The following is a 12,645-nucleotide window of genomic DNA, read 5'->3' on the forward strand; positions in this document are numbered from 1 at the left end:
ATCGTGCAGCGAGCTATTGAATCTCTAGGGATTCCTACTATTATCATTGCAGCGTTACCTCCAGTAGTACGTCAGCAGGGTACGCCACGTGCCGTTGCTCCTCGTGTACCGATGGGTGCCAATGCCGGCGAACCAAATAACGTGGAGATGCAAACTGGTATCGTAAAAGACACGTTAAAACAACTGGTGGAAATTGACCAACCTGGCAAGATCGTACCACTTCCGTACGAATATGTTGCTGATATTTAACCTCAATTTAGGCTAATAAGGCGCGGCTATATGAGATTGTTTGTATGGCCGGGCCTTTTTTGAAAAGAGGGAAGTCTAGTGGTAAATGATATTTTAAAAATTAAAGCATTTAATGTTCAGACTGTTTCTTTTGGTGATGAATATAAATTTAATGCTGGCCACTTAATAATTCCACAGCAGGCTAATTTAAAACTTCCTTCGTACTATGATTCGATTAAAATTCGTATAATTCGTCCACATCATCATAATGTCCAGGTAAATTCTATTATGGACATCGTGCCAATTTCGACAAAAGTATTGGGGGAGATTGGAACCGGATTAACTCATACGTTAACTGGGGTCGTTCTTATAATCACTGGCGCCGATATTACAGGAAAGCAATTACATGACTTTGGATCTTCTGCTGGGATTTTACAAGATCAGTTGCAGCTGGGCACTCCCGGGACTCCGGGACCAGATGATTATATTATTTCGTTTGACGTTATGTTGGGAGAAAAATATGAATATAGTCGTAAACTGTTTACGGATATTTTTAAGTATGCTGATGATTACCTTCAACCGATTCGTAAAATTATGAAAATGATTGACGGGCGTGAGGCTAGTGAAACTCATGAGTATCACAACTACCCTAACCAAGGTAAGGGTAAACCGAACGTGGCTATTGTAAAACAGGTTTCGGGTCAGGGAGCCATGTATGACAACCTACTATTTCCAACGGAACCAAGCGGTATGCGTGGAGGAGAATCTATTATTGATATGGATAATTTCCCGGTACTACTAACACCGAACGAATATCGTGATGGTGCAATTCATGCAATGGTTTAGAGGAGGAATTACTTATGGGTGTTGGGCCGTCGACTAAGGAAACTACGCTTCATCACTTTCATGATCCACTGGTCCAAGTTTTTGGCAGTGATCCGGACATTAACCTTCAGGGAGTAATTGTTGTCGGCACACCGGAGGACAATACCTTGAAGCACTTGGTAGGCAAACGGACTGCTAAGTGGCTTGAGGGAATGTCAACCCAGGGCGCCGTAATTGCAGCGGATGGCTGGGGTAATTCGGACGTCGACTTTATGAACACTATGTCTGCAATAGGCGATGAAGGTATTTCAATTATTGGCTTAAAGTTCATTGGTAAACAGGCTACATTTGTGGTCAGTAACGAATATACGAAGTATGTACTTGATATTAATAAGTCTGTACAGGGAATTGAAACCACAGTTGTTGGTGAAAACAGTCTTGATTTGCATGATGCAAATAAGGCACTCGGCTTACTAAAGCTTAAAATGCGGGCCGACGGAAATGGATAGACTGGAGGTATATTAAAATGAAATTCAATCGAATGTTAAGTGTCATTGATTCACATACCGCTGGTGAAGCTGCTCGAATTGTTATTGGTGGTATTCCCAAATTAGAGGGGAACACTATTGCTGAAGAAAAGCAATATTTAATTGATCATCATGATGATTTGAGAAAATCAATTATGCTTGAACCTCGTGGCCATAGTGAAATGTTTGGGGCATTTTTAGTACCTGCTAAGAACCCTGAAGCTGATTTTGGCATTATTTTCATGGATACTGGTGGTTACCTTAATATGTGTGGCCACAATACAATTGCTGCGGTGACAGCAATTGTTGAAACTGGTATGGTCGACGTTAAGGAAACCGATCGTGAAAAAGAGGTCGTTTTAGAGGCACCAGCTGGAATTATTCGGGCAACTGCTCATATGTCAGAACCATTTGTTGTTGATAGTGTATCGTTCCAAAATGTCCCAGCATTTCTGTACAAGAAGGACGTTACAATTGACGTACCAGATCTTGGAAAGGTTACATTGGATGTTTCATTTGGTGGCAGCTTCTTTGCTATCCTGCCAGTTGCAGAAGTAAAGGAAAAGATCTCACCAGAAAACTCATCTAAGTTAGCTGAAGTTGGGATGAAGATTCTTCATGCTGCTAATAAGCAAATTGAGGTTCAACATCCAACTATGCCATATATTAACACAATTGACTTAGTTGAAATGTACGGTGATCCAAAGTCCGATGATGCTACAAAGCAAAACGTAGTTGTCTTTGGTGATGGACAGGTTGATCGCTCACCATGTGGTACTGGGACAAGTGCTAAGATGGCGACCTTATATGCTAAGGGTGAATTAGGTTTAAACGAGAAATTTGTTTATGAGAGTATTCTACAGACTAAGTTTGTTGGTAGGGTTCTGAAGGAAACGACAATAGGAGACCAAAAAGCAGCTATCCCAGAAGTTACTGGCTCTGCTTACATTACTGGCCTTAATACCTTACTATTTGATCCGCATGATCCACTATCGGGAGGATTTAACCTCAAATAAAAAAGCGTAGGAGGTATTTAAGGTATGAATGGAACAACAATTGTCCGGATTATCCTGGGCATTATGTCGGTATATATTGTAATTATTTTCGGTCGCGATTTAATTGTTAATCGAAAGAAGATTAATGATGGAAACTGGATTGTGACCGGAATTATCGGATTCATTACAAACTTCTTTGATACACTGGGAATTGGCTCCTATGCACCAACAACCATGTTTCTGAAATTAACGCACTCACTTAAGAGTGACAAGTTGTTACCAGGGACATTAACGGTTGCTTGTTCAATCCCTGTGTTAGTGGAAGCGTTTCTCTATACTGGTACTGTTAAAGTAGAAAGTACGACTCTTTTGGTAATGGTTGTTGCAGCTATCCTTGGTTCTTGGTTAGGTTCTAAGGTGGTTGCTAAACTTGATGAAAAGAAAATTCAAGTAGTGATGGGGATTGCCTTAGCCGTTACCGCAATTTTAATGGTTTTATCAGCTACTGGAGTTACAGCAGCTCTTGGTGCTGGTAATACTGCTATGGGAATTCACGGTTGGAAGTTATGGTTAGCGGCAATTGTCAACTTTATTTTGGGAGCATTGATGACAGCCGGAATTGGACTTTATGCTCCCTGCTTAGCATTAGTTTACCTAATGGGAATGAACCCACTGGTAACCTTCCCAATTATGATGGCCTCATGCGCATCGTTGATGCCTGTTGCTGCTCATACTTTTATCAAAAATAATGATTATGCACGTGTACCATCAATTGCAATTACTATTGCCGGTTCTATCGGTGTTTACGTTGCCTATACTTTTGTTAAGAGCATGAATGTCAAGATGCTGACTTGGCTTGTTATTATTGTAATGGTTTATACTTCAATTTTGATGCTAGTCGAAGGTATTAAGAAGTTTAAGGCTCAAAATAAGGCCTAGGATTTTTTAAGCATTGAAACAGCGATCGACCATGGGTAACCATGGTCATACATAGGATGGAACCATCCATTAAATAAAAGGAGTGAACGCTATGCCGTCAACCGAGAAGGATTTTTTAACCGTTTGCGGTGGTTGTAATGCTAAAATTGGCGCTGGTAATTTAGCAGCAATTTTAAAATCACTGCCACGACCGAAAAAGAGTGATCGATTACTGGTTGGATATAATTCAGACGATGATGCAGCTGTTTATAAGATCGATGATCAAACCGCCATTATTCAAACGTTAGATTTCTTTCCGTCAATGGTGACAGATCCGTACCTATTTGGGAAAATAGCGGCGACTAATGCTTTGTCAGATGTATTCGCGATGGGCGGTGATGTGGTTACTTGTCTAAATATTGTGTGTTTTCCAGAAGACAGTAACATGAAAATTTTGGAACAGATATTAAAAGGAGGCGCAGAAAAGGTTAAGGAAGCGGGAGGAATCCTTGCTGGAGGGCATTCGATTCACGATCATCGTGCAAAGTATGGTCTCTCCGTAATGGGGAAGGTGGCTCCCGATAAGATTCTGCGCAACGATAATGTTCAGGATGGGGATGTTTTAATTCTTACTAAGCCCTTGGGAGTTGGAATTATTGTTCCGGCGTATAATACCGGCCAGGTTGATGAAGAAGCCTTCAAAGCAGCTACTGATTCAATGACCACGTTGAACAAGTATGCAGCGGATATTATGCGTGATTATCCGGTTGATTCATGTACGGATATTACTGGATTTGGTTTGGCGGGACATTTAACGGAGATGTTGCACGGTGAGTATCAGGCCCGGTTAACTGCAGAAAACATTCCAATGATTCCAGAGGCATATGAATGTGCTGGTGAATTTTTGACTACCGCTGGTGGTCAACGTAACCGAGACTTTTTAGGTAAGCGGATTGATTTTACTTTTGATGATTACGCATTACAAGAAGTGCTGTTTGATCCGCAAACTTCAGGTGGCTTGTTAATTGCTGTTCAGCCGCAGTATGCAGATGTAATGATGAATAGGCTGAAAAAGCTTACTACACGGTCAGCTGTTATTGGTAAGATTACTAAAAAAGATCCAAATGACCAAACGGAAATTATTGTGGATTAAGGAAAGGGAGATTATTAATTATGCAAACTGTTGATGCAATGGGGAAAGCATGTCCAACACCAGTAATTATGACACGGAAGGCGCTTCGCGATAATGATGTTGTGGTGACTAGAGTAAGCGAAGAAATTGCCACAGAAAATATTTCAAAAATGGCGGCCCAACTTGGATATAAATGCTCGGTTGAACAAAAAGGAGATCATGAATGGGCAGTTACGGTAGAAAAGCAGGATGTAAAATCTGCCAATGCCTGTCGAATGGCCATTAATGAATACTCAGTTACCGGTGATGATGAGCAACATATTGAGCCAGCCGCTATCAATAATATACGGCTTTCTGACGGTTACATTGTTGTTCTTAATTCAGATGAAGTTGGCCGTGGTGATTCTACTCTTGGTAAGCAATTAGCGAAGAGCTTTGTTTCCTCACTGACGGAACAGGATGTTTTACCGGAATACATTTTGATGTACAACAGTGGTGTTAAACTGGCTATTAACGATGCTGATACACTGGAAGACCTGCAGGACCTGGAAAAAATGGGGGTTAAGATCATGGAGTGTGGAATTTGTGTTAACTTCTTTGACATTAAGGACCAACTAGGCGTTGGCTCCATCACTAATATGTTTCAAATTACCGAATTGATGCGGAGTGCTCAGCGGGTTGTTAAGCCTTCATAAGGATGGGGATGTAAAATGCATGCAGAATATGGCTTAGTGGTGTTTGATTCAACGCATGAGGCGATTAAAACGGAAACGCTTGCTAAGAATAATCATTTTCATGCCCGTTTAATTGGTACTCCAGGTAAAATTGTAGCTGGTTGCGGTTTGAGTTTGCGGTTTGAAATGGATGATACGAACCAGTTGAAAAAATTGTTGGATAATAATAATGTGAGTTATAAGGGATTCTATCATGCCCTTCGTGATGGAATTAAGAGTAGTTATACAGTAATCAAGTAAAGAAAGTAGGGCTATCATAGTTATGGACTATATTGTTGCTGCAACCGCAGGACATGTTGATCATGGTAAAACAACCCTTATCAAACGACTTACAGGAATCGATACTGATACTGCTCCGGAAGAGAAAAAGCGGGGCCTAACCATTAACTTAGGCTTCGCTTATTTTGATTTACCGAGCAAAAAGCGAATTGCCTTTGTTGACGTTCCGGGCCATGAGAAATTCCTCAAAAACATGATTTCTGGATTGACAGGGATTGATATGGCGTTACTAGTGGTTGATGCTGGCGAGGGTGTGATGCCTCAGACTGAAGAACATGCTGCAATTTTGTCGCTGCTAGGAATTAAGAATTTTGTAATTGCGGTAACCAAGGCAGATACGGTTGATCCGGAAATGTGTCAGTTAACTATAGAAGATATTCGAGAACACTTTAAGAACGGGCCACTAGAGAAAGCACCACTGGTGGTGACCGATGCGGTTAGTGGTCGGGGAATTAAAGAGCTAATCGCCGTGATGGATGAAACTGCTTCAAAAATTAAGAAACACCGTGCTGGAAGTAACCCCCGTTTGAACATTGATCGGGTTTTCACCATCAAGGGACATGGAACGGTGGTTACCGGAACGTTAATTGATGGTTTTATCAAAGCTAATGACAACCTGGAAATTTACCCGTCTCAGATTCCCGTCCGGGTGAAAAACATTCAAGTTAATGATCAGGATCAACTAGTCGCTCAGCCAGACCACCGGGTTGCACTTAATCTTGATGTCAAATCATCGGATATTCATAAGGGTGAAATAGTTACAGTCCCTGGCAATGTTACCTCAAGTAAGTTACTGGATGTGCAATTAAATATGCTGCCGAACGTCCCCAGTCTAAAGCTCAATGAACGTTTTCGGCTGTACGTGGGGTCTGTTGAAGTTTTTGGGCGTCTTTACCCTATGGTTGAAGACGAGGTTAAAGCTGGCACAAACTGTCTAGCACAGTTGCGTTTAGAAACCCCAGTTGCTGTAAAAAATGGAGATCGTTTTATTGTGCGAACTTACTCCCCAATGGTTACTGTAGCTGGGGGAACAATTTTATCGGCTAATGCTAAGCATCATTCGCGTAATAACCAATCAATTATTAACACGCTAAGGATTCGCGCAGGTGGTGACGAAAAGGCAATTATTGTGGATTACCTTCAAAATTCAGGCAAAACGGTGGCGACGACTAGAGAGTTAGCCAGTCTTATTGATGTTGATACCAAAGAACTTCAGAAGGATCTTCAGCAACTTCTTGATGCCCATCAACTAGTAGCAATTGATGATTATTATTTTACAAGTAATAATATTGACAATGTAATGCAACAGGTTGTTAGGTCCTTGGCGGACGCCCAAGAAAAGCACCCGTTAAGGAGGGGAGTTCCACGGCCAGAATTAATATCGAGGCTTAATAAGGCACTTCAGGTGCCAGTTGGGGCCAGCCTGATTAAAATGATGAAAGATCAGGAGCAGGTAAAGCTTGTTAATGATCTAGTAGCAACTAAGGAGTTTAAGGTTGTCCTGACGCCACAACAAGAAAAGTTGAAGGCTGAGTTACTTAAAAAGCTTAATACTGGTGACCTGATTCCGGTGAGTGTCGAACAACTAGGTGAGCAATCTCAAGTCTTGCCACTTTTAGAATCCTTTGATGGAGAAGATTTTGTTTACCTAGGGGATGGCTATTGTCTGAGCTGGAAAACTTACCAGGAAATTATTCAAAAAGTACGTAATTACTTAGCCAGTCATTCAGCAGGAATTGGTTTGAGTGAGTATCGTGATTTAACCGAGAGTTCCCGGAAGTACGCGATAATGGTATTGGAGCGCTTAGATAAGGATGGAGTTACTAAACGAATGAATCGGGTGCATATTTTAAATGGATGATGAAAAGAAAATGATTTATCTTGATAATGGAGCGACTACGGTCCATAAGCCAGCGATTGTCGCAAAGGCAGTGTACCAGGTATTGAGTAGCGGCCAGTACGGCAATCCTTCTCGGGGAACGTACCAAATTGCCGTTAATGCGAGCGAGCTGGTTTATCAAACTCGTCAAAAGATTGCCAAGTTCTTTAACGTCCCAGATAGTTCCCTGGTAGTCTTTACCAAAAATGTTACAGAGGCATTGAACACGGTTATTAAGGGTTATCTAAAGCCGGGTGACGATGTAATTGCAACAATGTATGATCATAATTCGGTTTTACGGCCAATTTATCAAATGGTGAAGTATAATGTCAGTCACACATTCTTGCCTCTAGATGCTCAGACTAACTTAGTAGATCTGACTACGTTGGAAAAATCAATTAAGCCCAACACCAAAATGGTTGTTTGTACCCACGCTTCAAACGTTATCGGCAACTTAGTTGATTTAAAGAAGGTAGCAGAGATCTGCCATCGTCACCACATCCTTTTTGTGGTAGATGCGGCACAAACGGCTGGTGTTTTACCAATTGATATGCAAAAAATAGGTATTGACGTTCTTTGCTTTACTGGTCATAAATCTTTGTATGGTCCAGAAGGTACCGGTGGAATTTGCTTTAGCCACCAAATTGACATCGAGCCGCTGATTGTTGGCGGTAGTGGGATTGATTCGTATAATCACTCAATGCCGAAGCGCTTTCCCGAATGTTTAGAGGGAGGAACAGCCAATGTTCCCGGAATTGCTGGTTTGGGTGCTGGAATAGATTATTTGATGAGTCATGACTATGTGAAACTTGGCCAGGAAACTAGAAAATTGGCGGATTATTTTGTTCAAGAAATTAAAGATCATTCTAATATCCACATCTATACTAACTTAGTGGCGCCCCATGTCGCGACAATTGGGCTAAATATTGCTGGAATGAATTCAGCTGATGTTAGTGCTTATTTAAGTGAATATGGAATTGCTACACGGTCTGGTGCCCATTGTGCTCCGCTGATTCATCAAACATTAGGAACCGTGGAGCAGGGAATTGTCCGTTTCTCGTTCTGTTCTTTTAATACCGAAGATGAGGCATTAGCGGCCAGCGAAGTTATCAAAGAAATTGCTGAGCAAGTGTAGTAGGAGAAAAATAGTGATAAATAAAAATACACGCGAAGAACTTTTCAGGGAGATCCCATCCGTGAATGATTTAATTCATCATTCACGGATAGAACCTTTAATTACCGAGATGGGTAGCCAAGAGGTAAAAAAACTAATTAATTCGGTACTGACTGAAGTCCGCCAATCCATTATCAGCGGTAAAGTTACCAGTATTGCCCTAGATCAAATCGTTCAGTCAATTATTGACGAATGTACGTTGAAACGTCGTCCATCTCTTGAACCTGTCATTAACGGGACGGGGGTAATACTACATACCAATCTAGGCCGTTCGTTACTCAGTCCTGCGATTAAAGATTACATTAACCGGATCATGTTCTCGTATTCTAATTTAGAATACAATTTGCAGGAGAAGAGACGAGGATTGCGTTATCATCATGTGGAGAAAGTTTTGCGTGAGCTTACGGGAGCTGAAGACGTTTTAGTTGTTAATAATAACGCAGCGGCCGTAATGTTAACGCTAGATACCCTAGTACCGAGTAAAGAGGTAATTGTTTCACGGGGGGAGTTGGTAGAAATTGGTGGTTCTTTCCGCATTCCTGAAATTATTACCAAGGGCGGCGGAACCCTCCATGAAGTTGGAACGACTAATAAGACCCATCTAAGCGATTACCAGGCAGCCTTAAATGAAGATACGGGTGCTATTTTAAAGGTTCACACCAGTAATTACCGTATTATTGGCTTTACCGAACGACCATCGACAGCCGAATTACAGCAATTAGCGGAGGTTGCGGATATCCCGATGATTAATGACCTAGGAAGTGGCCTGTTTATTGACCTAAGTAAGTATGGCTTACCAAAGGAGCCACTGATTCAAGAAGCAGTGGCCAACAGCGATATTGTCACCTTTTCTGGTGATAAGCTCCTCGGTGGTCCGCAGGCAGGGATCATTGCGGGAAAACATTCATTAATTGAAAAGATTAAGAGTAACCAGCTATTGCGTGCATTGCGGGTTGATAAGTTAACATTAGCCGCATTAGAAGCGACGCTGGATCTGTATCGTAACCCTAAAAGGGCAGTAAGAGAGATTCCAACTTTAAGAATGATTACTTTAGAGATGGATGAACTAACACGGTGCGCAAATGATTTAGCAAACAAGCTCAACACCGTCAATGGGCTTTCAGTTAAAGTGATTCCTGGTAGCTCTCAAGTGGGTGGCGGTTCCTTTCCCGGCTACGAGATTCCAACGGCGTTAGTAAGCGTTCAGCTCCCTGAAGATTATTCAGCAACCCGATTTGAGCAGCTATTACGGACGGGTCCAATACCGATTATTGCACGTTTAGAACATGATCAAATTCTTTTGGATGTACGGACGCTGCAAGCGGGTGATACCGAAATAATTTATAATCGAATTGCGGAATTGGTAAAGTAACTAAGAGAGATATTTAATTAATTTTTTATCTTTCTTGCCCATCAACCAGGAGTGGTCGAAATGAATACAACACTAATAACTCAATTAATTCTTGGCGTTTTACTACTTTTTCAAGTTTATAATTATGGTCGAGATATTTTTAAGAATCGTAAGTGCTTGAATGACGGTAACCGAAACCCAGCTGTGACCGGGCTGATTGGTTTTACAACTAATTTCTTTGATACCCTTGGAATCGGGTCTTACGCACCCACGACGATGTTACTTAAACTAACTAAGTCGTTAAAAAATGATCGGTTATTGCCTGGAACGTTGAACGTTGGATGTGCCATCCCGGTTATGACAGAAGCGTTTATGTATATTAAAACAGTTAAAGTTGACGGAATGACATTGTTGTCAATGGTTTTTGCGGCTATGCTAGGTTCCTTTATTGGTGCCAAAGTGGTAGCACGTTTTGATGAAAAGAAAGTTCAAGTTGTCATGGGGAGTGCCTTAGCAATTACAGCAATTTTAATGATTTTGTCTGCAACTGGTGTAACTACTAGATTAGGGGCACATAATGTGGCCACAGGTTTTTACGGCTGGAAACTTTACGTGGCCTGTGGTGTTAACTTTGCTTTAGGGGCTTTAATGACCGCTGGGATTGGATTATATGCGCCTTGTTTGGCCCTCGTTTACTTACTGGGGTTAAACCCAGTAGTTGCCTTTCCAATCATGATGTCATCAAGTGCGTCGGTGATGCCAATTGCCGCGCGTGAGTTTATCAAGAAAGGAGATTATGCCCGGGTACCGGCAATCTCTATTACAATTTGTGGTTGTATGGGTGTGTTTGTTGCAATTACATTCGTTAAGCGCCTTAACTTAACGCTCTTGATGTGGCTTGTAATTGGTGTAATGATCTACACGTCAATTCTGATGCTTGTAGAGGGAATTCGCAAGTTTAAGACAGTTTGTTAAATGATTATGGTAAAAGTTAAAGGGAGCCTGTGATAAAATGAAATTTTGTCGTAGGCCCCTGTTTTGGTTACAAATATTTTAAGAGTATCATGTAGCCCCCAGGAGCCTGTAGTCCTTGGGGGTCACACCTCCTTTTAATTAAGATAGTTTTTCTTAAAGAATGTCTTTATTTCCCGACGGTGGTATAATTAAAAAGCTAGACCAAAGTATCAAAAGAAGAGGTAGCTTTTCAATGAAGATGAAGTTAGCGGAGATTGCGAAGGCAATTAACGCGCAAAATGAGATTGAACAATGGAAGGACATTGAGGTAACCAGTGTTTCTTTCGATAGCCGCCATTTGGAAAGGGGAGCACTGTTTATTCCCCTCCAGGGAGCGCATGATGGTCACCAATACGTTGAAACCGCCTTTACCAATGGTGCGGCTGCCACGCTATGGGCTAGTGATCACGAATTGACTAATAACGGTCACCCTGTTTTAGTAGTAACTGATCCCCTGAAAGCCCTCCAACAATTAGGAAAATACTACTTGCACAAAATTAACCCGATTGTCGTTGCTGTTACGGGAAGTAATGGGAAAACCACTACTAAAGATATGATTGCTTCCATATTGAGCACCCAGCTTAACGTTACCAAGACCTACGCCAACTTCAACAATGAGATCGGCGTACCGGTTACCCTGCTCAACATGGAGGCCAATACAGAAGTGGTAGTTGTCGAAATGGGGATGGATCGTTTCGGTCAACTCGACTTTCTAAGTAAGCTGGTTAGTCCGGACATTGCGGTTATCACCATGATCGGTGAAGCCCACATCGAATTCTTCGGGACCCGTGACCGGATTGCGGACGCTAAAATGGAAATCGTTAACGGTCTAAAAGAAGACGGCCTCTTGGTTTATGATGGCGACGAACCATTACTGAATGAACGTGCCGCCAAAGTTGCTCAGCAGACCAGCCGTTTCGGCCGGCAGCTAACGGATGACCTGTACGCGACAAGCGTCACTGCCGGTCCGCGTTCGATTAGTTTTAAAGTTAACGAGTGGCCCGACGAGCAGTTTACGATTCCAATGGTCGGCGAATACAACGTTAATAATGCCCTTGCCGCAATGGTTGTTGCCAAACGCTTGCACATCAGTCCGGCTCATATCAAGACGGCGTTAGCCAACGTTGAATTAACGGAAAACCGGGCGGAATGGTTTAAGAGCAAGAACGGTGCCCAAATTCTAAGTGACGTCTACAATTCTAATCCGACAGCGGCAAAGCAGGTCTTAAAGACGCTTGCTGCAATGCCGGTCCAAGGGCGGCGGATTGCGGTTCTCGGCGATATGCTCGAACTGGGTGACGCAGCCCCGCGCTTGCACGCCAGTTTAGCGACGGAAATTAACCCTGCACAGATCCAAGAAGTGTACTTGATCGGGACAGAGATGGTTCACCTGCAGTCTAAACTACTAGAACAGGGCTATCCTGCAACGGCAATCCACTATTACCATGCCAACCAGCTTGGTCAACTGACCGCTACGCTGGAAGCTGACCTTACCGCCAGTGATATGGTCTTGTTAAAAGCCAGTCATGGCCTTCACCTTGAGCAGGTCCTAGCAGCAATTAAAGAACGATAGAAACTGATTACCAGCC

At 42.2% G+C, this 12,645-nt stretch carries 13 protein-coding genes; all 13 read left to right on the top strand.

Annotation, left to right across the window (positions count from 1 at the left end; translation table 11 throughout):
• The first annotated feature begins 3 nt into the window (after window positions 1–3).
• The 13 genes from HMPREF0494_RS11845 (at window position 4) to HMPREF0494_RS10305 (ending at window position 12,629) form a co-directional block, all read left to right on the top strand.
• Entirely contained in the window at window positions 4–249 is a 246-nt protein-coding gene (locus tag HMPREF0494_RS11845; protein WP_204365263.1) for a hypothetical protein, read from the top strand.
• A 78-nt stretch (window positions 250–327) separates the two neighbouring features.
• The gene (gene prdD, locus HMPREF0494_RS10250) at window positions 328–1,074 is read left to right on the top strand and encodes a proline reductase cluster protein PrdD (RefSeq protein ID WP_007124904.1); all 747 of its coding nucleotides are present in this window, start codon (window positions 328–330) and stop codon (window positions 1,072–1,074) included.
• A 14-nt stretch (window positions 1,075–1,088) separates the two neighbouring features.
• Window positions 1,089–1,562 (top strand): glycine/sarcosine/betaine reductase component B subunit, encoded by a 474-nt coding sequence (locus tag HMPREF0494_RS10255; RefSeq protein WP_007124905.1) that lies wholly within the window; start codon window positions 1,089–1,091, stop codon window positions 1,560–1,562.
• A 17-nt stretch (window positions 1,563–1,579) separates the two neighbouring features.
• The gene (locus HMPREF0494_RS10260; RefSeq protein WP_007124906.1) at window positions 1,580–2,596 is read left to right on the top strand and encodes a proline racemase family protein; all 1,017 of its coding nucleotides are present in this window, start codon (window positions 1,580–1,582) and stop codon (window positions 2,594–2,596) included.
• 24 nt (window positions 2,597–2,620) lie between these two features.
• Entirely contained in the window at window positions 2,621–3,514 is an 894-nt protein-coding gene (locus tag HMPREF0494_RS10265) for a TSUP family transporter (protein WP_007124907.1), read from the top strand.
• Between the two features lie 91 nt (window positions 3,515–3,605).
• Window positions 3,606–4,646, top strand: coding sequence for a selenide, water dikinase SelD (gene selD / locus HMPREF0494_RS10270; RefSeq protein WP_007124908.1), 1,041 nt, complete (start codon window positions 3,606–3,608; stop codon window positions 4,644–4,646).
• Window positions 4,647–4,666: 20 nt separating this feature from the next.
• Window positions 4,667–5,320 (top strand): sulfurtransferase-like selenium metabolism protein YedF, encoded by a 654-nt coding sequence (yedF, locus tag HMPREF0494_RS10275; RefSeq protein WP_007124909.1) that lies wholly within the window; start codon window positions 4,667–4,669, stop codon window positions 5,318–5,320.
• A 15-nt stretch (window positions 5,321–5,335) separates the two neighbouring features.
• A complete protein-coding gene (locus HMPREF0494_RS10280; protein WP_007124910.1) occupies window positions 5,336–5,599 on the top strand; it encodes a putative Se/S carrier protein in 264 nt (87 codons plus the stop codon).
• Between the two features lie 22 nt (window positions 5,600–5,621).
• Window positions 5,622–7,499: a selenocysteine-specific translation elongation factor gene (gene selB / locus HMPREF0494_RS10285; RefSeq protein WP_007124911.1), complete on the top strand. Its 1,878-nt coding sequence runs from the start codon at window positions 5,622–5,624 to the stop codon at window positions 7,497–7,499.
• Window positions 7,492–8,652, top strand: a complete 1,161-nt coding sequence (locus HMPREF0494_RS10290; RefSeq protein WP_007124912.1) for an aminotransferase class V-fold PLP-dependent enzyme — start codon at window positions 7,492–7,494, stop codon at window positions 8,650–8,652. Before selB ends, HMPREF0494_RS10290 begins: the two co-directional genes overlap by 8 nt.
• Before the next feature lie 13 nt (window positions 8,653–8,665).
• The gene (selA, locus tag HMPREF0494_RS10295) at window positions 8,666–10,063 is read left to right on the top strand and encodes an L-seryl-tRNA(Sec) selenium transferase (protein ID WP_187368700.1); all 1,398 of its coding nucleotides are present in this window, start codon (window positions 8,666–8,668) and stop codon (window positions 10,061–10,063) included.
• Between the two features lie 60 nt (window positions 10,064–10,123).
• Window positions 10,124–11,017 carry a TSUP family transporter gene (locus HMPREF0494_RS10300; protein ID WP_007124914.1) on the top strand — a complete coding sequence of 298 codons (894 nt, stop codon included), beginning with the start codon at window positions 10,124–10,126 and terminating at the stop codon, window positions 11,015–11,017.
• A 232-nt stretch (window positions 11,018–11,249) separates the two neighbouring features.
• Window positions 11,250–12,629, top strand: a complete 1,380-nt coding sequence (locus HMPREF0494_RS10305; RefSeq protein WP_040459073.1) for a UDP-N-acetylmuramoyl-tripeptide--D-alanyl-D-alanine ligase — start codon at window positions 11,250–11,252, stop codon at window positions 12,627–12,629.
• Window positions 12,630–12,645: the final 16 nt, after the last annotated feature.

Origin of the sequence: Limosilactobacillus antri DSM 16041 (assembly GCF_000160835.1) — a bacterium.
Taxonomy (GTDB): domain Bacteria; phylum Bacillota; class Bacilli; order Lactobacillales; family Lactobacillaceae; genus Limosilactobacillus; species Limosilactobacillus antri.